A 21,404-nucleotide genomic window follows, 5' to 3' on the forward strand; every position below is an offset into this window, starting at 1 on the left:
CCGGCGTTGCAAGGGAAGCGCCGACAGAGAAACCGCCAATCTCCCCCCTTGAGGGGGAGATGTCCGGCAGGACAGAGGGGGGCGCCGTAGAGTGCCGTCGTCGGTCATTAGCATTTTTGCCTATCGCTCTATTGCTCCTCTCACCCACCCCAGCCTTCGCCCACGCCTCGGACCGCGGCCACGTCCTGCTCCTGCCGACCGGCTATTACCTGATCGGCGGCGCTTTCGCCGTGGCCGCAAGCTTCCTCGTGCTGGCGCTGCTGCCGACGCATCGGCTCGATCGTTTCTGGCGGCGGCGCCTGCCACTGTTCACACTGGGTGATGATGCCCGCACCGCTGCCAGCCTGATATCCTTTGCCGGCTTTGCATGTCTCATTGCCGCGGGTTTTCTCGGCAGCCGCGATCCGCTCTCCAACCCGCTGCCTCTGGTGATCTGGACACTGCTGTGGGCCGGCTTCACGCTGCTGCAAGGTTTCCTCGGCGACCTCTGGTCCTGGCTCAATCCCTGGTACGGGCCGGTGCGTCTCCTGTCTCGCCTGGTCGGCAGAGGCGATGAAGCGGCAAGGCGCCTTCCATCATGGCTCGGATACTGGCTGGCTGTTATCCTGTTCTTCGCTTTTGCCTGGTTCGAGCTCATCGATCCGGCGCCCGACGATCCGACACGGCTGGCCCGGGCCGCCGGCCTCTACTGGTTGTTCACCTTGCTGGCGATGCTGTCGTTCGGTTATGGGGCGTGGGCCCGCAGCGGCGAGTTCCTTACCGTCTTCTTCTCAATGGTGGCACGCTTCGCGCCGCTCGTGCGCGACGAGCGCGGCCGGCTTGCGCTATGCTGGCCGGGCGCCAAGCTGCTGACCGCCGCGCCTTTGCCGGCAAGCGGCGTGGCCTTCCTGCTGCTCGCCCTGTCCTCGGTTTCCTATGACGGCCTGTCGAAGACCTTCTTCTGGCTGGGCCTGTTCGGCATCAATCCGCTTGAATTCCCCGGCCGCACGGCGGTGATCGGCAGCGGCAGTTTTGGCCTCGTCCTGACATTCATGCTGCTTGCGGCGGTCTTCCTGCTTGCCGTGGTCGTCGGCCAGAAGCTCGCCGGCGACGGCCACAGGCTTGGCGAGGCGACGGGGCTGCTGGTCTGGTCGATCGTGCCGATCGCGCTCGCCTACCACATCGCGCATTACCTGACGGCGCTGCTGGTCGACGGCCAGTATGCGCTTGCGGCACTGTCCGATCCGTTTGCGCTCGGCTGGAACCTTTTCGGCACCGCCGACATGCAGATCGAAGCCGGCATCATCGCCGGCGCGGGCTCGGCATGGTGGCTGTGGAACATCCAGGCCGGTGCCATCATTCTCGGTCATCTGCTTGCCGTGCTCGTCGCCCACGGCTTCGCCGCACGCCTGCATCCGGTTCCCGCCCGCGCCGCGCTCAGCCAGTTTCCGCTCACCTTGCTGATGATCGCCTACACCGTCTTCGGCCTCTGGCTGCTCGCCACGCCGACCGTTGGCTAGACGCGGTGGAAATAAACCGGGATCCCCCTGGGGAAACGGCATTGCCGTGTCCGGACTTTGGTGATTTAGTTTGTACACATGCAATTTCGGCCGTCCGCAGGACGCGGTCTGCTACGTTCCAGCCATTGGTCAAAACTCAAAAACAGGGGAACTGCCGTGACTGACAAGAATGGGTTTTTCGATCTCTCCAAGGCCGGTCTCACCCGCCGCACCGCGCTGAAGGGTCTGGCCGCCGGCGCCGGCCTGGCGGTCGCGCCCGGTTTCGTCCGCTACTCCCAGGCGCAAAGCTCCGCCCCGATCAAGATTGGCTTCCAGTCGCACCGAACCGGCATCGGCGCCGCCTATGGCCGCTGGTACGAGAAGACCACGGCCGCGGCGGTCAAGGCGATCAACGCGGCCGGCGGCATCAATGGCCGGCCGGTCGAGGTCATCATCGAGGATGACGGCACCGATCCCGGCCGCGGTGCCGAGGTGGTCGGCAAGTTCGCCACCCAGCACAAGACCGACATCGTCTTCGGCACCTTGTTCTCGCATGTCGTCATCGGCTCGGCACCCGCCGCCGGCGAAGCCAAGATGCCCTATTTCGTCGTCAGCGAAGGCCACCATGTCGCCTCGACCAAGCTCAACCGCTATGTCTTCCAGCCCGGCATCACCGACGTAAAGAGCCAGATCCAGTCGATGGCGCCGTGGATCGCGGCCAATGCCGGCAAGAAGGTGACGCAGATCTTCCCCGATTTTGCTTTCGGCTACGACCACCGCGACTACCTCCCGCCGGCGTTGAAGGCGCAGGGCGCAGAGGTCATCGCGCAAATCGCCATTCCACCGACGGAGAGCTCCTTCACCAAATACTTCCCGCAGATCCCTGCCGAGACCGAGGTGATCTACCACGTCATGGTCGGCCCGGCGGTGCTCACCTTCGTCAAGGAGCTTGGCGAGTTCTACGGCTCCAACCGGCCGCAGCTGTTCGGCTTCATCGATTCGCTCGAAGCCGTCGACATCAACAGCCCCGGGCTCGAATTCCTGGACGGCAGTCATTTCTGGGAAGGCTCGCCGCGTTATGCCCAGGCGGACGATTCCGAGGCGCAGAAGACCTATCGCGCCGCCGTCGGCATCGACGACAATGGCGCGGCCGTCGGCGACCCCAAGGACGTCTCCACCGCCGCGCACATGTTCGGCTGCTGGGAGACGCTCTACGTCGTCAAGAAAGCGATGGAAGACGCCGGCTACAAGGGCCCGGAAGACCGCGCCAAGCTGGTCGAGGCGACCGAGGCGCTGACCGAATTCGCCGAAGGTCCGGAGCATCCGCAGGGGCCAAAAACCTTCAACGGCAAGATCCACCAGTGCTTCGGCATCCAGAACATCTCCAAGGTCGAAGGCGGCAAGCTCAAGGTGGTGCACAAGACCAAGATCGAGGACGGGCTTTACGAGGCCGAGGGGGATTATACGACGCAGGCGTTGTAGGCCGGCTCAACAGCAAGCGTGAGCGCCAAGCCACCCCCTCTGTCCTGCCGGACCCGGCCCTTCGCTGTCGCTCCGGGCGTTCGTCGTTCGGAAAGCCAAGCAATTGGCTTTCCGTCCGCTGCGCGGACCACTTCTCACCCCCCTCAAGGGGCGTGATTGCGCTATCGGTGAGTGCCTAACCCATGCATTTCGGACCCCACCTCCTCCTTGCCGCCCTCGAAGGGCTCGTCACATCCGCCGTGCTGGCGCTGACCGCGCTCGGCCTGTCGCTGGTGTTCGGCGTGATGCGCGTGGTCAACGTCGCGCATGGCGAGTTCTTCATGCTGGGAGCCGTGCTCGCCTGGGCGATCACGACTGCGATCGGAGGCCATCCGGCGCTCGGGTTCCTGGCGGCACTTATCATCGCACCGCTGGTCGTCGGCGCCCTTGCACTGGTGGCCGAGCGGCTGGTGCTGCGCCGGCTGAACTACAATCCGGAAGCCACCATCGTCGCCACCATCGGCATGCTCTACATTATCCAGCAGCTGGCGCTGACCTTCTATGGTCCGGAAGCGCGCCCGGTAGAGCCGCCCTTCAGCTATCGCATCCTTCTGCCGTGGTTCGGCTATTCGGGCTACAAGCTGTCGATCATCGCGGCATCCGTCCTTCTGCTCGTCGTGACATGGCTGGTGCTGACGCGCACCAGGGTCGGCCTCGTCATGCGTGCCACGCAGTATGACAGCGAGACGGCACAGGCCTTCGGCATCCCTGTCGATCGTGTCTATGGCGGCGTCTTCGCGCTCGGCGCCATGCTCGCGGCCATTGCGGCGGTGCTGATCGTGCCGATCAGCCAGGCGCATTATCTGATGGGGCAGGACCCGCTGCTGCTTTCCTTCATCGTCGTCATCATCGGCGGCCTCGGTTCGCTGCGCGGAACCGTCATCGCCGCCGTGCTGATCGGCCTGTCCGACGGTATCATCTCGATGTTCTTCTCGCCGACGCTGGCCAAGATCATCGCCACGCTGCTGGTCGCCATGGTGCTGGTGTTCCGGCCGCAGGGCCTGTTCGGGACGACGACGCGATGAGCGAGACCTCGCCGGCAAAAGCCTATGGCTTGCATCTCGGCGTCATTGCGCTGCTTTTTGTCCTGAGCTTCGTGCTGCCGGATTATCATCACGGCCTCGTCGCTCGTATCATGGTGCTGGCGGTCTTCGCCATGGGCTACAACATGCTGTTCGGCTATGTCGGACTGCTCAGTCTCGGGCATGCCATGTTCTTTGCCGCCGGCCTCTACGGCGCCGGCCTTGCCGTCATCCAGCTTGGCTGGAGCGTGCCGGCGGCTTTGTTGAGCGGTATCGCCTGCGGCGCGGTGCTGGCACTGGTGATCGGGCTGCTGGCGCTGCGCACTACGGGTGTCGCCTTCATGATCGTCACCATGATGTTCGCGCAGGTCTTTTACCTCCTCATCCTCTATTTTGCCGCGTGGACCGGCGGCGACCAGGGCATGGTGGTGCCGCAGCCGGCACGCGTCCTGAATTTCGGCGCGACGTCGCTCGATCTCACCAATCCGACGGTGCGCTACATGAGCGCGCTGGCTCTGTTCTCGCTCGTGCTTCTGGTCACGCTGGCCGTCGTCCGCTCCCGATACGGCCGCGTGCTGGTCGCCATCCGCGAGAACGAGGAACGGACCAAAATGCTGGGGTACGACACCTTCTCCAACAAGCTCGCCGCCGTGGTCGTCTCCGGCGCCATCTGCGCGGCGTCGGGCGCTGCCTATGCGCTGCTGTTCGGCTATGTCGGCTCGAGCTTCGCCTCGGTACAGTACTCGATCCTGCCGCTGCTGTGGGTGCTGCTCGGCGGCGCCGCCACCACGCTCGGACCGCTGATCGGCACGCTGTTCATGTACTATGTCATCGACGTCACCAGCGGCTTCACCTCCGCCTACCTGTTGATCGTCGGCGTCGCGTTGATCCTGCTGGTGCTGTTCTTCCCGAAAGGCATTCTGGGCAGCATCCGGCAGCGCTGGCTCGGATGGCTGCCATGACGCCGCTTCTGACCACCAAAGGCCTGTCGCGCAATTTCGGCGGCCTGCGCGCCGTCGACAGCGTCGATTTCACCTTGGTGCCGGGCGAAATCCGCGCCGTCATCGGCCCCAACGGTGCCGGGAAGACCACGTTCGTCAGCCTGATCAGCGGCCGTATCCCGCCCTCGTCCGGATCGATCGTTTTCGACGGCTCCGACATCACCGGCCTGCCGGCCTATGTCAGGGTCCGCCAGGGCATCGCCTACACGTTCCAGATCACCAGCCTCTATGCCAACCTGTCCGTTTACGCCAACGTCGCGCTGCCCGTGCAACTGACGCTACGGCATGGCCATTCCAAGAGCGCGATACAGGCCGCTGTCATGTCGGCGCTCGCACGCACCGGGCTGGCCGACCGCGCCCATATGCCGGCCGGTCAATTGTCCTATGGCCACCAGCGCCTGCTGGAGGTGGCGATGGGCCTGGCGCTGAAGCCGCGCCTGCTGATTCTCGACGAGCCGACGCAGGGGCTCGCCGACAGCGAGATCGACAATTTCATCGCCCTGGTGCGCGAGATCGCCAGGGACGCCACCGTGCTCCTGATCGAGCACAACATGCCTGTCGTCATGCAGCTTGCCGACCGCATCACCGTTTTCAACGCCGGCAAGATCCTGGCAGAGGGCACGCCGGAGGCGATCCGCGAAAATGCGGCGGTGCAGGAAGCCTATCTGGGGACCGCCCCATGACCGAGACGAGCAAGACGCAAGCGTTGCGGATCGCGGGACTGGACTGCTTCTATGGCGAGATCCAGGTGCTCTATGGGCTCGACCTGGTGCTGAACAAGGGCGAGGTGCTGTGCCTGTTCGGCCGCAACGGCGCCGGCAAGACGACGACGCTGAAAGCCATCATGGGACTGGTCCGGGCGAGTGCCGGTTCGATCAGCCTCGCAGGCCAGGAATTGACCGGCCTGGCCGCCCACGAGGTGCCCAAAGCCGGCATTGCCTATGTGCCGCAAGGCAGGCGGCTGTTCGCCGAAATGACGGTGGCGGAGAACATCGAGATCGGGCTGATGGCGCGCGGCAAGGGGAAGGCCGTGCGCGAAAACGTGCTCAACCTGTTCCCGCTGCTGCGCCAGCGGCTCAGGCAGCGCTCGGGCACCTTGTCGGGCGGCGAGCAGCAGATGCTGGCCATGGCACGCGCGCTCTGCCTGGAACCGCAGGTGCTACTGCTCGACGAGCCGACCGAAGGGCTGATGCCGTCGATGATCGCAAAAATCCGCGAAACGGTGGCGAAGCTGCGCGAACTGGGCGTTTCCACCATCCTGGTGGAGCAGCGGGTCGACGCCGTGCTGTCGGTAGCCGACCGCGTCGCCTTCATCGAGAACGGCCGCAACCGCGAGACGGTCGATGTCGAGGCGTTGCGCGCCGACCCGTCGGCGGTCAGGCGCTATGTCGGCGTAGGCTGAGCACTATCTCCCCTAGTAGCCGTTCCGCGTCAACCGCTTGGCGCCATCGTGGGCTTATCCAAAGAACAAAAACCCGGCGATCAAAAACGTCGGGATCAGCACCGCGCCCGACCATGCCATGTAGCCGAAAAAACCCGGCATGTTCACGCCGCGGTGCCGGGCAATGGCGTAGACCATGAAGTTCGGCGCGTTGCCGATATAGGTGTTGGCGCCCATGAACACCGCACCCGCCGAGATCGCCGCCAAGGTCGAAGCGAGCTCCGTCATCAGATGCCGGGGAGCGCCGCCGGCCAGCTCGAAGAACACCAGGTAGGTCGGAGCGTTATCCAGGAAGGACGACAGCGCTCCGGTCAGCCAGAAATAGGCGAGATCGTTGGGCATGCCTTGCGTTGACGTGACGAGCGCGACCAGCGGCGCCAGCGCGCCTTCGTGGCCGGCCCTCAGGATGGCGACGACGGGCACGATGCAGACGAAGATGCCGGCGAACAGTTTCGCCACTTCCGCGATCGGCCCCCAGTTGAAACCGTTCGCCTGCCGATACTCCTTGCGCGAGACGGCCAGCGAAACGAAGGCAAGCGCCAGGATGACGACATCGCGCACAAGGTTCTGCAACTCGAGGTCCACCCCCTGAATGGAAAGACTGATGCCGGGCTTCCATGTGGCCGAAAGCAGGATCGCACCGATCACGCCGGCCAGCAGCGGCAGGTTGGGCAGGCCGCGGATGCGCACTTTCGTGTCCGGCGTCGGGTCCTTGATCTTTGGCGCGCCCATTTCGCGGCGATGCAGCGTGGTGTCGATCGCCAGGAAGACGGCGAGCACGACGACGCTGACGAACAGGGTCTCGCGCCAGAGGTTGGCGGTGGTCCAGAAGAAATCGACGCCGCGCAGGAAGCCGACGAACAGCGGCGGGTCGCCGAGCGGCGTCAGCGAACCGCCGATGTTGGACACCAGGAAGATGAAGAAGATGATGACATGGGCGTTGAACGGCCGGTTGTCATTGGCGCGGATGAGCGGCCGGATAAGGATCATCGAGGCGCCGGTAGTGCCGATGACGGAAGCGAGCAGGGCGCCGATGAGCAGCAGCCCGGCATTGACCAATGGCGTGCCGTGGATGTTGCCGGCCACGAGAATGCCGCCCGAAATGGTGAACAGCGCGAACAGTAGAATGATGAACGACATGTATTCGGTGAGCAGCGCATGCAGCACCGCTTCCGTTGCTACCGTCGTGCCGAAGGCCGATGCGAGCGGCACCACCACGAGAGCCGCCCAAAATGCAGCAATCTTGCCGTAATGATGCTCCCAGACATGGTTGAAAAGCAGCGGTCCCGTGGCGATCGACAGCAACAGCCCGGCAAAGGGCAGCGCCCACCACAGCGACATCGTCCGGCCTGGCAGGCCGTGCTCTTCCGCGGCGAAGGCCGTTCCCGGTAACAGCATCGCGACAGCCACCACGGCACCTGCCGTCAAAGCCGTCGCCCCTATCGACCCCTTCTCTTCTCCCACGATGAGGTCAGTCCGCCGCGTGGTCTTCGAGCGTCACGCCTGCTTGGCGCATCCTTGCCAACATCGTCTCGACCGAACCGTTGAGGTCGATCCCGCGGCAAGCATCGAGCCTGACAGTGGTCCTGAACCCCTGCTTGACCGCGTCGAGCGCCGAGAAGGCGACGCAGAAATCGGTCGCCAGGCCGACCAGGGTCAGAGTGTCGATGCCGCGCTCCCTGAGATAGCCGGCAAGGCCGGTCGGCGTCGTGTGGTCGTTCTCGAAGAAGGCCGAATAGCTGTCGATATCAGGCCGAAATCCCTTGCGGATGACGAGCTCGGCCTTGGTCCAGGCAAGACCCGAGTGAAAATCCGAGCCGAGGCTGCCCTGGATACAATGGTCCGGCCACAATGTCTGCTGGCCGTAGGGCATCTCGATGGTTTCAAAAGGCTGGGCGCCTGGATGGCTTGAGGCAAAGCTCGAATGGCCGGCTGGATGCCAGTCCTGCGTCAGCACGACATGATCGGTTCGCCGGATCAGGTCGTTGACCAGCGGCACGATCTCGTCGCCGCCGGTCACAGCCAACGCGCCGCCAGGGCAAAAGTCGTTCTGCAGGTCGATGACGACAAGCGCTTCTTCGGCCATGGGGTTCCTTCCTGTCGGTATCGGGCGCGGGCTCCCAGGGGGATCCCGGCGAAAGAAAGCCGCTGGCGCGACCGGAGGGAGAAACTTGACCAGATGGCGGGCCGCGTCAACCATTAGAGCGCCGGGCGCAACCCCGAACGCGCAAAGGGCGCCCCAGCACCTAGATTTTGCGGAGAACAAATGCGTGGCGGCGGCAGCCGTGCGGGTGCTGCGCAAACTCCGGCTTTGACAATTTCCGCCGACTTGATATCATTTGCATACGAATGAATTTAAGCCGGGCCCGGACGCCGGCAAGTTCCCTCGGAAAGGCCCTTTTTCTGGGAAGGCAAAGCGTGATCCGTTACGCGAAACCCACCACGGTCGACGAGGCGCTCGCCCTGCTTGGCGAAGCTTCGTGGCGCATCCTTGCCGGCGGCACCGACTTCTACCCGGCGCAAGGCAACAAGCCTTTCCGCGACAATGTGCTCGACATCAACGGGCTGGCCGCGCTGCGCGGCATTGCGGAAACGGAAACGCACTGGCAGATCGGGGCGCGCACCAGCTGGACCGATATCGTTCGCCATCCCTTGCCGCCGGCCTTCGATGCGCTGAAAGCGGCCGCGCGGGAGGTCGGGTCCGTTCAGATCCAGAATGTCGCCTCGATCGCCGGCAATCTCTGCAACGCTTCGCCGGCCGCGGATGGCGTGCCGGCGCTGCTGGTGCTCGACGCCGAGATAGAACTGCGCTCGGCGCAAGCGGTGCGCCACCTGCCGCTCCGGGAATTCATTCTCGGCAATCGCCGCACGGACCTGCGGCCCGGCGAGATGGTAACCGCCATCCGCGTGCCGAAAGCGGCCGGCGCGGGTATGTCGGCTTTCGTCAAGCTCGGCGCGCGGCGCTATCTCGTCATCTCGATCGCCATGGTGGGGGCACGCCTGGTCGTGCAGGACGGCATCGTCGAGCAAGCGGCGGTCGCCGTCGGTTCCTGCTCGGCTGTTGCAAAGCGGCTCGGCGGGGTCGAGGCGGCCCTGCGCGGACTGGCGGCGGATCATGGGCTGGCCACAGCGGTCCTCGCCGCGCCGATGGAAGAGCTGTCGCCGATCGGCGACGTGCGCGGCAGCGCCGAATACCGGCAGGACGCGGCGCGCGAAATCGTTGTCCGCGCCGTGCTGGCGGCGGCGGGGCCGGTGAATGGTGACAGGACGGCGGCGGCATGAACAAAGCACAGCCTGACATCAGCCAAGGTCGACCCGGCGGAGCCCTTTCCGACAGTGACGCAGGTCAGCCCGGCCTCGCACGCGCCGAGATTACCTTCGCGGTCAATGGCGCCGCCGTCTCGGTCAACGTGCCGCCGCTGCGCCGGCTGTCCTCGGTGCTGCGCGACGAATTGCTGCTGACCGGGACCAAGGTCGGCTGCGACGCCGGCGACTGCGGCGCCTGCACGGTGCTGGTCGATGGCGATCCGGTCTGCGCCTGCCTGATGCCGGCGGCGTCGGCCGCCGGAGCGTCGGTAACGACGGTCGAAGGGCTCGCCAATGGCCGGCTGTCGGCACTACAGGCCTCCTTCCTGGCGCATGGCGCGGCGCAGTGCGGCATCTGCACGCCGGGCCTGCTGGTGGCGGCGACGGCCCTGCTGGAGAAGAAAGCCAGGCCGAGCGAGATCGAAGTGCAGGACGCGCTTGGTGGTGTCCTCTGCCGTTGCACCGGGTACCGGAAGATCGTCGCTGCTGTGATGGATGCCTCCGCCCAGGTTGCAAGCCTGGATTTCCGTCTGCCTCGGTCCGGTCACGCCATTGGTTCCTCCCCGATCCGGCTCGATGGCGTGCCGAAGGTGACCGGCGGTGAGAAATTCGGCGGCGATTCGTTCCCGGCCGATGCGCTGGCGGTGCTGGTAATCCGCTCGCCGCACTACCATGCCAGCTTCGCCTTCGGCGACCTCGACGGCTGGGCAAAAGCTCGTCCCGGCATCGCCGGCGTCTTCACGGCGGCCGATATCCCGGGAAAGAACTGTTTCGGCGTCATCGGTCCGTTTGCCGACCAGCCGGCTCTCGCCGAAGGCTTGGCGCGGTTTCGCGGCGAGGCGGTGGCGCTTGTTGCCGGCGAGCGCGAGGCGATGCTCGATCTCGACCTGTCGGATTTCCCGATCCGCTGGACCGAATTGCCACACCTGTTGCAGCCTTGCGAGGCACAGGCCGAAGGAGCGGCGCTGATCCATGTGAACCGCCCGGCCAACCTTCTGACCAAGGGCTTCGTCGAACGCGGCGATCCCGAGACGGCGCTTGCCGATGCCGCTGTCACCGTGACCGGTGCGATCGAGACGTCCTATGTCGAGCATGCCTATATCGAGCCGGAAGCCGGCCATGCCTATATGGATGGCGACACGCTGGTCGTCGTCGCCTGCACGCAGGCGCCCTATATGGACCGCGACGACACGGCGAAGGTGCTGGGCCTGCCCGTCGACAAGGTACGCATCGTGCCGACCGCGACGGGCGGCGGTTTTGGTTCCAAACTCGACGTGTCCCTGCAACCGCTGATCGGCCTGGTGGCGATGAGGACCGGGCGGCCGGCGGCGCTTGCCTACACGCGCAATGAATCGATGATGTCGACCACCAAGCGCCACCCGGCGCAGATGCAAGCGACCATTGGCGCCGACGCCGAGGGCCATGTCACGGGCATGATTTTCTCAGGCGATTTCAACACCGGGGCGTACGCGAGCTGGGGACCGACCGTCGCCAACCGCGTGCCGGTGCATGCCTCGGGTCCCTATGCCACCCCGAACTACCGCGCGGAAGGCCGCGCCGTGCATACGCATGGGCCGATTTCCGGCGCTTTCCGGGGCTTCGGCGTGCCGCAGGCGACGATCATGCAGGAGACCTTGTACGACGAGCTGGCCGGCAAGCTCGGCATCGACCGGCTCGACTTCCGCTTGAGAAACTGCCTTCGTAACGGATCCGAAACAGTCACCGGACAGAGACTGGAATCGGGCGTCGGCATTGCCGAATGCCTCGATGCCCTGCGGCCGCATTGGGCGCGTGCAGTGGCTGACGCGGATGCCTTCAACAGTGCCAACGTGGATAAAAAGCGCGGCGTCGGCATCGCCTCCTGCTGGTATGGCTGCGGCAACACCTCGCTGCCCAATCCGTCGACCATCCAGGTCGGCATTGCGGCGTCAGGCGAGATCATCCTGCACCAGGGCGCCGTCGACATCGGCCAGGGCTCCAACACCGTCGTCACGCAGATCTGCGCCGACGCGCTCGGCCTGCCCCTGGAAAAGTTCCGGCTGAAAGGCGCCGACACCGCGATCACTCCCGATGCCGGCAAGACCTCGGCCTCGCGCCAGACCTTCGTCACCGGCAAGGCGGCCGAGAAGGCCGGCCGTGCCTTGCGTGATGAGATCCTGCGTTTTGCCAATGTCTCGCAAAAGGCGTCGCTTCAACTCGACGGGCCGACGATTATCATATGCGAGGGCGAAGCGATCCGCCGCGTCCATCTTGGCACACTCGAAGCGGATATCCACGGCTTCGTCTTCCGCGCCGAGGAGACTTACGACCCGCCGACCTTGCCGCTCGACGGCAAAGGCCAGGGCAAGCCCTATGCGGTCTATGGTTACGGCGCGCAGATCGCCGAGCTCGAGGTCGACCTCAAGCTCGGCACGGTCAAACTGGTCAAGATCACAGCCGCGCACGATGTCGGCAAGGCGATCAACCCTCTGCTGGCCGAGGGCCAGATCGAGGGCGGCATCGCGCAAGGCATCGGCATGGCGCTGATGGAAGAGTTTATTCCCGGCCGCACCGAGAATCTGCACGATTATCTCATTCCGACCATCGGCGACGTGCCGCCGATCGAGACGATATTGATCGAGGTGCCAGACCCGGAGGGGCCGTTCGGCGCCAAGGGCCTGGGCGAACATGTGCTGATCCCGACGGCGCCGGCGATCCTCAACGCCATCCGCCATGCGACCGGCATTACGATCACAAAAGTTCCGGCAACGCCGACGCGCATCCGCGCCGCCATCCGCGAGAAGGAGGCATGCCGATGAGCGAGCTTGCCGAACGCTTCGAAACCCATGATCCCGGCGAGAAGCTGGTGGCGGAGAAGATCCGCTGCGATGCCTGCCCTGTGATGTGCTACATATCAGATGGCCGCACCGGCGCTTGCGACCGCTACGGCAATGCCGGCGGCCGGATCGTGCGCATGGACCCGCTGACCATTCTCGATCATACCGCCGAGATCGGCGGCGCTGTCGTGCCCTTCGTCGCCGAGGGCGAGGCCTGGGACGGCGAACTGGTCAACACCGGCCGCCGCTTCGTCACGGCGATCGGGGCAGGAACCACCTATCCCGACTACAAGCCGGCGCCCTTCATCGTCAGCCAGCAGGTCGAGGGCGTCGATCTCGTCACCGTCGTCACGGAGGGCATCTTCTCCTATTGCGGCGTCAAGGTGAAGATCGACACCGACCGTCATATCGGACCCGAAACGGCTGTCGTGCGGTCGCAAGGCGAGGCGATCGGTCATGTCACGACGGGCGAATATGGCTCGCAGATGCTGTCGCTGGGCGGCGTGCATCATCTGACCGGCGGCTCCAAGGCCGAAGGCCGCGCCACCTGCGATGCGCTGCTCGGTCTGTGCAACCGCAAGCCGGTGGAGCTGACCATCGACGGCGGCGCCACCATAACGGTCGAAGCCGGCAAACCGCCTGTCATCGACGGCAAGCAGGAACACCGCATGCGGGTCGGCTGCGGGTCGGCGACCATCGGCATGTTCGCCACGCAATGGCGCGGCCTGGTCGACGAGGTGGTGGTGGTCGACGACCACATAACCGGCGTCGTCTCGGAGCATCAGGCCGGCAAGGTGCTGGGCTGGCAGGACACGGGGATAAAGATCATCGGCCGCCGCTCGACGCCTGGGCGCTATTTCAAGGTGTCCGAGCCCGGTCTCGGCTGGGGCGGCACCAGCATATCCGACCCGCTGTCGATCCTGGGCGAATGGAACGCCAAGAAGGGCGGGCGGCCCGGCCTGTCGCTGCTGATGGTTTCGACCACCGGCGAGCAGTTCGCCTATTACGAACTCGACGACCAGTTGAAGCCTGTCAAAAAGCCGTTCCCGGAACGGTTGCAAAAGTCGGTCAGGCTGATCGAGGACAATTGCGAACCGGCGCTGTGCACCGTGCTGTTCATCGGCGGCGCCGGCGGTTCGCTGCGCGCCGGCGTCACCGAGAATCCCGTCAACCTGACGCGTTCCGTACAGGGCCTGACTACCTATGTGACGGTCGGCGGCGCGCCGGTCTATGTCTGGCCGGGCGGCGGCATCACGCTGATGGTGGATGTGACGCGTGTGCCGGAAGGCGCCTTCGGCTATGTGCCGACGCCGGCGCTGGTGGCGCCGATCGAATTCACGCTGCTCCGCGACGACTATATCAGGCTCGGCGGCTACGAAGCCGAGATCCGCAGCGTCGAGGATGTCGTCGCCAAAGGCGGCGAGTACCTGAACGCGCGCCGGGGCGGCGGTGCGCCGGCCGGCAATCCATGGCCGCCGCTGGCGCAGTTGCGGCGCACGCCCGCGAACGGGGCCGCGTGACGATGAACGGCCCGCAAGCGCATTGGCTCGGGGATGGCAGGCGGCTACACCTCAATCACGGGCCGATCGACCTGATCGTCGAGGCCTTTGGGACACCAGGCGAATGCCGGCGAGTTTATGAGCAGGCCGTGGCGCGATTCCAGACCATCCTGCCGGAACTGGTGGAGGAATTGCCCGAGTTGCGCCGGCCGGCCACGTTGCGCCCGCGCGCCTTCGCCGGCTCGACGGCGCGGCGCATGGAAGCGGCAGTTACCCCATTGGCGGACGACTTCATCACGCCGATGGCAGCCGTCGCCGGTTCGGTAGCCGACGAAATACTTGCCGCACTGATTGCTGGGCGAAAACTCGATCGCGCCTATGTCAACAACGGTGGCGACAGCGCGCTTCATCTCGGTGCCGGCCAGTCGATCACTCTTGCCATTGCCGGCACCGGCCATGGCCTTGCCGACCGCATCGTCATCAGCGCCGAGGACGGCGTGCAAGGCGTTGCCACCAGTGGCTGGCGCGGGCGCTCGTTTTCCCTGGGCATCGCCGACGCCGTCACCGTGCTGGCGAGGACCGGCGCAGAGGCCGATGCCGCGGCGACCCTGATCGCCAATGCCGTCGACTTGGCCAACCATCCCGCTATTCGGCGTGTGCCCGCGCGTGATCTGGCGCCGGACAACGACCTTGGCGACAGGCTGGTGACGCAAGAGGTCGGGCCGCTTTCTGCCAAAGAGATTGCCACGGCGCTGGACAGCGGACTTGCCGTCGCCGAAGATTTCCGCCGCAGGGGACTGATCGCCGCGTCGGCGCTATTCCTCGCCGGCCAGACCCGCATCGAGGGCTCAATGGCGCTTGCCGCGCCCGACAAAAGTCCAGGGAAGGAAGTTGCCCATGCCTGAGTTTCCGATCCGCAAGATCGTGGTGCTGACCGAAGAGATCTTTCATGAGGGCGGGCCGGTGGCCAAGGTGCCGCGCCGCCGTGCCGCCGCCATGGCACTGGTGAAGAACCCGTTCGCCGGGCGCTATGTCGAGGAGTTGCAGAGCGCCATGGACGATCTGAAGCCGCTTGGCCTGCTGCTTGCCGACCGGCTGATCGCGGCATTGGGTGGCGACGTGAAGCAGATCGACGGCTATGGCAAAGGCGCCCTCGTCGGCATCTCGGGCGAACTCGAGCATGGCGCGCTTTGGCATGTGCCGGGCGGCTACGCCATGCGCGAGCGGCTCGGCGACGCCAAGGCGATCGTGCCGTCGGCCAAGAAGGTCGGCGCCTTCGGCTCGCGGCTGGATGTGCCTCTCGGCCACATCAACGCGGCCTATGTGCGCAGCCATTTCGATGCGATGGAAGTCGGCGTCAGCGACGGACCGCGTCCCGACGAGATCCTGTTCTGCCTCGCCATGACCTGCGGTCCGCGCGTGCACAATCGCATGGGCGGCCTGGCCGCCGACGACATCAAGGCATGGGACGGGCTGCGGTGAGCGGCGAGGACAATCTGCTGAAGCTGGTCGAGGTCGAGGAGGCGGACGATCAGGACTACCACCTGCAGGAGCAGGTCGGCTTCATCCTGCGCAAGGCGCATCAGCGCCACGTCTCGATCTTCGCTGCCCATATCGGCGACCTGACGCCACCGCAATTCGCGGCATTGGCCAAGCTGCGCGATGTCGGCGAGACTTCGCAGAACCAGCTCGGCACGCTGATCGCCATGGATGCGGCGACGGTGAAGGGCGTGATCGACCGGCTGAAGGCGCGCGGCCTTGTCGAGCTCTCCAAGCACGAGGGCGACAAGAGGCGGCTGTTGGTCAATTTGACCGCCGAAGGGCGCGAGGCGATCGAACGCCTGATCCCGCTGGCGCGCGAGATTACCGAGGAAACCTTGGCACCGCTCACGGCCAGGGAGATCGCCACCTTCATGAAGCTGCTGGCGAAATTGGCGTAGGCCGGCGACGAGGTCCTTTCCTCTCCCTCCGGAGGGGAACCACCTAGCAACCGCCGCCAACGGATATTGAAAGGGGACCAGGGCGCAAGAATCTTCCTGCACCGCGCCAAGGGTCGACTCCCACTCCGTCGAGCTTCGCTCGACACCTCTCCCCCGATCGACGGGGGAGAGGTGGGCGCCAAGCTGTCCTGGGACGAAGAACCTGGACCTTGGGCCGGCGCTTATCTCCGGCGAAATCTCAGAGGCCGTTGTCCTTCAGCACCTGGGCGGCGTTTTCCTTGGTGATCTTCTGCGTCGGCAAGGTGATGGTCTTTTCGACCTTCTCGCCATTGAGGAACTTGATCGCCTGCCGAAGGCCCTCGGCGCCCGGGGTGACATAGGTGAAGGTCGCCGTCAGCTCGCCCTTGTTCACCATCTGCACGCCTTCGTTGGGCAGGCCGTCGATGCCGATGAACTTGATGTCCTTCTCGCGGCCGACATCCTTGGCGGCAAGATAGGCGCCATAGGCCATCGGGTCGTTGTGGCCGTAGACGAGATCGATCTTCTCGTTGCTCTTCAGCGCGTTGGCCATCAGATTATAGGCCTGGTCCTGCTTCCAGTCGCCCGACTGCTGGTCGAGCAGGTACTTGATGCCCGGCTCCTTGTCGGTGAACTCATGGAAGCCGTCATGGCGGTCATGCGCCGGCTGGGTGCCCATGCCGCCCCAGATCTCGACGACATTGCCCGATGCCTTGCCCTTGCCGCCGAGCAGCTCGACGGCATATTCGCCGGCCGCGCGGCCGATCAGCTTGTTGTCGCCGCCGACGAACTGGGTGTAGTCCTTGGTGTCGACATTGCGGTCGAGCACGAAGACCGGGATCTTGGCGTCGATCGCCTGCTGCACGACCCCGGTCAGGCCGGCCGATTCCTTCGGCGACACCAAGAGCGCATCGACCTCCTGGCGGATCAGGTTCTCGACATCGGCAACCTGCTTCTCGGTCTTGTCCTCGCCGTCGGTGATGATCAGCTCGACCTCGGGGTGCTTGGCGGCCTCGGCCAGTATGTCCTTGTTGAACTGCGCGCGCCAAGGCTCGATGGTCGTCACCTGCGAGAAGCCGATCTTCCACTTCTTGTCCTGGGCCATGGCGTGGCCGGTGGAGAGCAGCGCGGTGGTGGTCAGCAATGCCGCGCCAAGGGCGGCAAGCTTCAGCGTGTCACGTCGTTTCATTTCTTGTTTCCTCCGAGATTGAGAGACCGGGTCTCTTGCGACGGCCGTTTTGCCGCGGCCGTTTCCTTGTGCGCCGCTCCGGGCAGGCGCAGATAGGCTAGGAGATCACCGGCATTGCGCTCCTGCACGAGCACTGTGCCGATGATGATCATCCCCTTCAGCACCAGCTGAAGGTTCGAATTGATGTTGTGGAGCTGCAATATGTTGGACAGCAGCCCGAAGATCAGCACGCCGCAGAATGTCCCCGTGAGGCTGCCGCGCCCACCCATCAGGCTGGTGCCGCCGATGACCACGGCGGCGATGGCGTCGAGCTCCAGGCCGGCGCCGGCATCGGGCTTGCCTTGCCGGTACTGCGCGACATAGAGCACCGCGGCAATGCCGGCGAGCAGGCCCGAAACGGCGTAGGTGACGATCTTGACCCGGCCGGCGGCGATGCCGGAAAGCCTGGCCGCCTCCTCATTGCCGCCGATGGCGTAGACATAGCGGCCGAACGGCGTGAAGCGCAGCACCGCGCCATAGATCAGGATGGCGCCGAGGAAGAACAGGCCGGGCATCGGAATGACGCCGAACACCATCGAGCGCAGCAGCTCGAAATCCTCGGTGGCGTTCGAGCCGGTATAGACCGGCAGCACAGCATTGTTCTGGCCGGCCGTCAGCCGGGCGATGCCCAACGCCGTCACCATCATCGCCAGGGTGACGATGAAGGGCTGCAGCCGCCCGGCAACGATGATGAAGCCGTTGAGCGCACCGAACAGCAGGCCCACGCATGGCGCGACCAGCAGCACGCCGAGGACGCCGAATTTGGGCTCGACCTGCGGCAGCAGGTACCACAGGGAAAGACAGCACAGGACCACGCCGACGATTGCCGGCGTGACCAGGCCGCGGGCGCGGTCCAGCCTTGCGTCGCGCGAGGCATCGGCGCCGGCGCGCGACTTTTCGATATTGAGGAAGATGAAGCGGGTGACGATGAAGCCGAGACAGAGCGCCACCACGGCGACGGTGGGCACGCCAAGCACCACTCCCGGCGTCACGCCCGGAACCGTCAGCAGCATGGCGCAGACCACCGAACAGATGGCCATCAGCGAACCGACGGAAAGATCGATGCCGCCGGTGATGATCACCGCCGTCATGCCGGTGGCGATCAGGCCGGTGGTCGACACCTGGCGCAGCACGTCGAGCAGATTGCCGTAGGACAGGAAGATGTTGTTGCCCTTGGAGCTGACCGGCGAGCCCAGCACGCCGATCAGGAAAATGGCGATCAGGCCCCAGTAGAGCTTGGTGCGGGACAGGAGTTTCAAGGCGGTCATGCGGCAGGTCTCGAAATCGTGCGGCGCGGCGCGGCGAGACGCATGATGGCCTCCTCGCTCGCCGCATCGCGGGAAAGGATGCCGGTCTGGCGGCCATCGGCCATCACCAGAATGCGGTCGGAGAGGTGCAGCAGTTCCGGCAATTCGGAGCTGATGACGGCAATGGCCAGCCCGTCGCGCGCAAGCTTGAAGATGAGATCGTAGATCTCGCGCTTGGCGCCGACGTCGATGCCGCGCGTCGGCTCGTCGAGAAGAAGCACGCGCGGCCGTGTCGCCAGCCATTTGCCAATGACGACCTTCTGCTGGTTGCCGCCCGACAGCGTGCCGGCTGGCTGGTCGATGTCCTCGCAGCGTATGCCGAGCGCCCGGACCGCGTGGCGCGCCAGCTCCTGTTCGCCGGCCAGCGAACGGATGCCGAAGCGCGCCAGCGATCCGACCAGCGGCAATGCGACGTTGTCTGTAATGGAGGCCTGGAGATGCAGGCCTTGCGTCTTGCGGTCCTCGGTCACCAGCGCAATGCCGAGGCGCCTGGCATCGCGCGGCGAGCGGATCTCGACCGGCGCGCCGTCGAGCCGGATCTCGCCGCCGGTGCGGCCATCGCTCGAGCCGAAGATCGCCTCCAGGATTTCGGTGCGCCCTGAACCCAGCAGCCCGCCAATGCCAAGGATCTCGCCTTCGGCGAGTTCGAAGCTGACTCCGTCGATCACGGTGCGCCAGCCATGGGCGTCGGGTTTCGTCAGCGACAGGTTCTCGACGGAAAGCACGATTTCGCCGCCGGAACGGCGCTCCTCTTCCGAGGAGGCCAGCAGGTCTCGCCCGACCATTGCCGAAATGATGGCGTTCTCGTCGAGCTCGCCCATCGGCCGCGTCAGCACGTGGCGTCCGTCGCGAAACACCGTGACCCTGCCCGCCAGGTGCATGACCTCGTCGATGCGGTGCGAGATGTAGACGATGGCGACGCCGCTGTCGGCAAGCTGGCGGATGATGCGGAACAGCCTCTGGCATTCGGCTGGAGAGAGCGCCGAAGTAGGCTCGTCCATGATCAGGATGCGCGCCGACATCGACAGCGCCTTGGCGATCTCGACCAGTTGCTGTTCGCCGACGCGCAAGGTGCCGACACGGGCTTCCGGGTCGAGCTCGATGCCCAGCCGCTGCAGAAGGGCGCTGGCGGCGCGGCTGCTCGCCTTGCGGTCGACGATCAGCCCGGCGATCAGCTTCTCGCGTCCGAGAAAGATGTTGTCGGCGACGCTGAGTTCGGGAACCAGATTGAGCTCCTGGTGGATGATGGCAATGCCGGCGGCCTCGGCGTCGCGCACGCCGGCAAAATTCGCGGCTACGCCGTCGACGCGAACCGTGCCGTCGTAGCCGGTGTAGACACCGGAAAGGATTTTCATCAGCGTCGACTTGCCGGCGCCGTTCTCGCCCATCAAGGCGTGGACTTCGCCGCGCCGCAACTCGAAACCGACGTCGACCAAGGCGGCAATGCCGCCGAAGCTCTTGGATACGTGCTCGGCGCTTAGGACGACATCCGAACGATCCGCCGCAACATCCCGACGCGCGATGGAATTTCCGTGCTCCATGACAAAGGCGGCCTCCCTTCCGTCGTCGTCTGACCCTCATGAACGCTATTCTAAACGTTTCGATCCTGTCAAGCTTCTATCTGGTGACGTGAGATTACCTCATTTCAATTCTTGCGAAAAACCGCGATATTCCGTAGGTATGATGCATAGAGAGGCGGCGAAACGTTTCGAGAATGGCAGGGCCAAGCAAGACAAGGCAGCGAAAATCGACGGCGCCGACCATGCTTCACGTGGCCGAAGCGGCGCGCGTGTCGGTCGCCACGGTTTCGGCGCTGATCAACGGCACGGCGACCGTCAGTCCGGAGCTCAGCCAGCGCATCGAGCAGGCGATCCGCGATATCGGCTACAAGCGCAATGCGATCGCCCGCAGCCTGAAAATGGGCACAACGCGCACCATTGGATTGACTGTCCCGCACATCACCAATCCATTCTTCACCGATGTCGTGTCAGTCATCCAGCAGGCCTTCGACCGCGCCGGCTATGCGGTCATGCTGTGCTGCACGGACGAGGACCTCAACACCCAGGACGACCAGATCAGGCTGCTGCTCGACCGTATGGTCGACGGGCTGATCGTGGCGCGCGTCGGCGATGGGACGATCCTCAAGCGCATCGTCGACGACGCCAACGTGCCGGTCGTCCTGCTTGACCGCATCTGCGACGGTGTCGACACGGATGCCGTGGTGCTCGACAACCAGCGCGCCGTGTTCGACGCCATCACCTACCTGATACATCTCGGGCACCGGCGCATCGGCTACATCACCGGAACGTCGGATATCTCACCGATGCATGATCGCATGGCCGGATATCGCGAAGCGCTTCAGGCAGCCGGCCTGCCGGTCGCCGAGGAGCTGGTACGTTCCGGCAATTTTCACGAGATCGACGGCTATAACGCGGCCATGCAGCTGTTGTCGCTGCACGACAGGCCGAGCGCGATCTTCTCCGCCAACAATCCGATGGTGATCGGCACCATGAAGGCGATCCGCGATATCGGCCTGTCCTGCCCGGAAGATGTTTCGATCGCCTGTTTCGACGATTTTCCGTGGTCGGACGTGTTTGTCCCGCAACTGACCACGGTGGCACAGCCGGTGCAGGCGATCGGCGAACAGGCGGCCAATTTGCTGCTCGACCGCCTTGCCGGAAATCGCGACGCGCCGCCGCGCAAGCTGGTGCTCAAGGGCCGGCTGATGATCCGCAATTCATGCCGACCGCTGGGAGCGGTTGCGCAGAGCGTGAGCGCGTAGAGCGGTTCAGTGGTTGAATCGCTATCGGCAAGCGCCGAGCTGGAA

At 65.0% G+C, this 21,404-nt stretch carries 18 protein-coding genes; 13 read left to right on the top strand and 5 right to left on the bottom strand.

Annotated elements, in window-relative coordinates:
• Positions 1-59: 59 nt before the first annotated feature.
• From FJ973_RS00825 to FJ973_RS00850, 6 genes are all read left to right on the top strand, one after another.
• On the top strand, positions 60-1,499 hold the full coding sequence (locus FJ973_RS00825; RefSeq protein WP_140554617.1) for a hypothetical protein: 1,440 nt from the start codon (positions 60-62) through the stop codon (positions 1,497-1,499).
• Positions 1,500-1,655: 156 nt separating this feature from the next.
• Complete coding sequence (locus FJ973_RS00830; protein ID WP_140554618.1) at positions 1,656-2,960, top strand: ABC transporter substrate-binding protein; 1,305 nt, start codon at positions 1,656-1,658, stop codon at positions 2,958-2,960.
• Between the two features lie 182 nt (positions 2,961-3,142).
• A complete protein-coding gene (locus FJ973_RS00835) occupies positions 3,143-4,024 on the top strand; it encodes a branched-chain amino acid ABC transporter permease (protein ID WP_140554619.1) in 882 nt (293 codons plus the stop codon).
• The gene (locus FJ973_RS00840) at positions 4,021-4,983 is read left to right on the top strand and encodes a branched-chain amino acid ABC transporter permease (RefSeq protein WP_140554620.1); all 963 of its coding nucleotides are present in this window, start codon (positions 4,021-4,023) and stop codon (positions 4,981-4,983) included. Before FJ973_RS00835 ends, FJ973_RS00840 begins: the two co-directional genes overlap by 4 nt.
• Positions 4,980-5,705 (top strand): ABC transporter ATP-binding protein, encoded by a 726-nt coding sequence (locus FJ973_RS00845; protein WP_140554621.1) that lies wholly within the window; start codon positions 4,980-4,982, stop codon positions 5,703-5,705. Before FJ973_RS00840 ends, FJ973_RS00845 begins: the two co-directional genes overlap by 4 nt.
• Positions 5,702-6,424: an ABC transporter ATP-binding protein gene (locus FJ973_RS00850; protein WP_140514341.1), complete on the top strand. Its 723-nt coding sequence runs from the start codon at positions 5,702-5,704 to the stop codon at positions 6,422-6,424. The genes FJ973_RS00845 and FJ973_RS00850 overlap by 4 nt, the downstream gene beginning before the upstream one ends.
• 54 nt (positions 6,425-6,478) lie before the next feature.
• Here the strand turns inward: FJ973_RS00850 and FJ973_RS00855 are convergent, their stop codons facing one another.
• Together FJ973_RS00855 and pncA are read right to left on the bottom strand one after the other, a co-directional pair.
• A complete protein-coding gene (locus FJ973_RS00855; RefSeq protein ID WP_140554951.1) occupies positions 6,479-7,861 on the bottom strand; it encodes a sodium:proton antiporter in 1,383 nt (460 codons plus the stop codon).
• A 73-nt stretch (positions 7,862-7,934) separates the two neighbouring features.
• Positions 7,935-8,549, bottom strand: coding sequence for a bifunctional nicotinamidase/pyrazinamidase (gene pncA, locus FJ973_RS00860; RefSeq protein ID WP_140514339.1), 615 nt, complete (start codon positions 8,547-8,549; stop codon positions 7,935-7,937).
• Between the two features lie 332 nt (positions 8,550-8,881).
• Here pncA and FJ973_RS00865 point away from each other — a divergent pair, with 332 nt between their 5' ends.
• From FJ973_RS00865 to FJ973_RS00890, 6 genes are read left to right on the top strand one after another with little or no spacing between them, the layout of a single operon-like run.
• Positions 8,882-9,745, top strand: coding sequence for a xanthine dehydrogenase family protein subunit M (locus tag FJ973_RS00865; RefSeq protein ID WP_140554622.1), 864 nt, complete (start codon positions 8,882-8,884; stop codon positions 9,743-9,745).
• Positions 9,742-12,567 carry a molybdopterin-dependent oxidoreductase gene (locus FJ973_RS00870; RefSeq protein WP_140554623.1) on the top strand — a complete coding sequence of 942 codons (2,826 nt, stop codon included), beginning with the start codon at positions 9,742-9,744 and terminating at the stop codon, positions 12,565-12,567. Before FJ973_RS00865 ends, FJ973_RS00870 begins: the two co-directional genes overlap by 4 nt.
• Positions 12,564-14,105, top strand: coding sequence for a 6-hydroxynicotinate reductase (locus tag FJ973_RS00875; protein WP_140554624.1), 1,542 nt, complete (start codon positions 12,564-12,566; stop codon positions 14,103-14,105). The genes FJ973_RS00870 and FJ973_RS00875 overlap by 4 nt, the downstream gene beginning before the upstream one ends.
• Before the next feature lie 2 nt (positions 14,106-14,107).
• On the top strand, positions 14,108-14,989 hold the full coding sequence (locus tag FJ973_RS00880) for a UPF0280 family protein (RefSeq protein WP_140554952.1): 882 nt from the start codon (positions 14,108-14,110) through the stop codon (positions 14,987-14,989).
• Positions 14,982-15,566 (top strand): amino acid synthesis family protein, encoded by a 585-nt coding sequence (locus tag FJ973_RS00885; RefSeq protein ID WP_140554625.1) that lies wholly within the window; start codon positions 14,982-14,984, stop codon positions 15,564-15,566. The genes FJ973_RS00880 and FJ973_RS00885 overlap by 8 nt, the downstream gene beginning before the upstream one ends.
• Positions 15,563-16,024 carry a MarR family transcriptional regulator gene (locus FJ973_RS00890; RefSeq protein ID WP_140493433.1) on the top strand — a complete coding sequence of 154 codons (462 nt, stop codon included), beginning with the start codon at positions 15,563-15,565 and terminating at the stop codon, positions 16,022-16,024. Before FJ973_RS00885 ends, FJ973_RS00890 begins: the two co-directional genes overlap by 4 nt.
• A gap of 238 nt (positions 16,025-16,262) precedes the next feature.
• Here the strand turns inward: FJ973_RS00890 and FJ973_RS00895 are convergent, their stop codons facing one another.
• From FJ973_RS00895 to FJ973_RS00905, 3 genes are read right to left on the bottom strand one after another with little or no spacing between them, the layout of a single operon-like run.
• Positions 16,263-17,231: a substrate-binding domain-containing protein gene (locus FJ973_RS00895; RefSeq protein WP_140491405.1), complete on the bottom strand. Its 969-nt coding sequence runs from the start codon at positions 17,229-17,231 to the stop codon at positions 16,263-16,265.
• Complete coding sequence (locus FJ973_RS00900) at positions 17,228-18,538, bottom strand: ABC transporter permease (RefSeq protein ID WP_140554626.1); 1,311 nt, start codon at positions 18,536-18,538, stop codon at positions 17,228-17,230. Before FJ973_RS00900 ends, FJ973_RS00895 begins: the two co-directional genes overlap by 4 nt.
• Positions 18,535-20,118 (bottom strand): sugar ABC transporter ATP-binding protein, encoded by a 1,584-nt coding sequence (locus FJ973_RS00905; RefSeq protein WP_140491409.1) that lies wholly within the window; start codon positions 20,116-20,118, stop codon positions 18,535-18,537. Before FJ973_RS00905 ends, FJ973_RS00900 begins: the two co-directional genes overlap by 4 nt.
• Positions 20,119-20,339: 221 nt before the next feature.
• On the opposite strand from FJ973_RS00905, the gene FJ973_RS00910 reads away from it, so the two are divergent.
• Positions 20,340-21,359 carry a LacI family DNA-binding transcriptional regulator gene (locus FJ973_RS00910; protein ID WP_140491411.1) on the top strand — a complete coding sequence of 340 codons (1,020 nt, stop codon included), beginning with the start codon at positions 20,340-20,342 and terminating at the stop codon, positions 21,357-21,359.
• Positions 21,360-21,404: the final 45 nt, after the last annotated feature.

The organism is Mesorhizobium sp. B2-1-3, assembly GCF_006442495.1.
In the GTDB taxonomy this organism is placed as follows: domain Bacteria; phylum Pseudomonadota; class Alphaproteobacteria; order Rhizobiales; family Rhizobiaceae; genus Mesorhizobium.

What these genes read in the sequence shown, in the direction of transcription:
- FJ973_RS00875 (WP_140554624.1), top strand. Translation starts at nt 12,564, where the DNA reads ATGAGCGAGCTTGCCGAACGCTTCGAAACCCATGATCCCGGCGAGAAG.
- FJ973_RS00895 (WP_140491405.1), bottom strand. Translation starts at nt 17,231, where the DNA reads ATGAAACGACGTGACACGCTGAAGCTTGCCGCCCTTGGCGCGGCATTG.
- FJ973_RS00855 (WP_140554951.1), bottom strand. Translation starts at nt 7,861, where the DNA reads ATGCTGTTACCGGGAACGGCCTTCGCCGCGGAAGAGCACGGCCTGCCA.
- FJ973_RS00870 (WP_140554623.1), top strand. Translation starts at nt 9,742, where the DNA reads ATGAACAAAGCACAGCCTGACATCAGCCAAGGTCGACCCGGCGGAGCC.
- FJ973_RS00840 (WP_140554620.1), top strand. Translation starts at nt 4,021, where the DNA reads ATGAGCGAGACCTCGCCGGCAAAAGCCTATGGCTTGCATCTCGGCGTC.
- FJ973_RS00905 (WP_140491409.1), bottom strand. Translation starts at nt 20,118, where the DNA reads ATGGAGCACGGAAATTCCATCGCGCGTCGGGATGTTGCGGCGGATCGT.
- FJ973_RS00910 (WP_140491411.1), top strand. Translation starts at nt 20,340, where the DNA reads ATGCTTCACGTGGCCGAAGCGGCGCGCGTGTCGGTCGCCACGGTTTCG.
- FJ973_RS00845 (WP_140554621.1), top strand. Translation starts at nt 4,980, where the DNA reads ATGACGCCGCTTCTGACCACCAAAGGCCTGTCGCGCAATTTCGGCGGC.
- FJ973_RS00825 (WP_140554617.1), top strand. Translation starts at nt 60, where the DNA reads ATGTCCGGCAGGACAGAGGGGGGCGCCGTAGAGTGCCGTCGTCGGTCA.
- FJ973_RS00850 (WP_140514341.1), top strand. Translation starts at nt 5,702, where the DNA reads ATGACCGAGACGAGCAAGACGCAAGCGTTGCGGATCGCGGGACTGGAC.
- FJ973_RS00900 (WP_140554626.1), bottom strand. Translation starts at nt 18,538, where the DNA reads ATGACCGCCTTGAAACTCCTGTCCCGCACCAAGCTCTACTGGGGCCTG.
- FJ973_RS00885 (WP_140554625.1), top strand. Translation starts at nt 14,982, where the DNA reads ATGCCTGAGTTTCCGATCCGCAAGATCGTGGTGCTGACCGAAGAGATC.
- FJ973_RS00880 (WP_140554952.1), top strand. Translation starts at nt 14,108, where the DNA reads ATGAACGGCCCGCAAGCGCATTGGCTCGGGGATGGCAGGCGGCTACAC.
- pncA (WP_140514339.1), bottom strand. Translation starts at nt 8,549, where the DNA reads ATGGCCGAAGAAGCGCTTGTCGTCATCGACCTGCAGAACGACTTTTGC.
- FJ973_RS00835 (WP_140554619.1), top strand. Translation starts at nt 3,143, where the DNA reads ATGCATTTCGGACCCCACCTCCTCCTTGCCGCCCTCGAAGGGCTCGTC.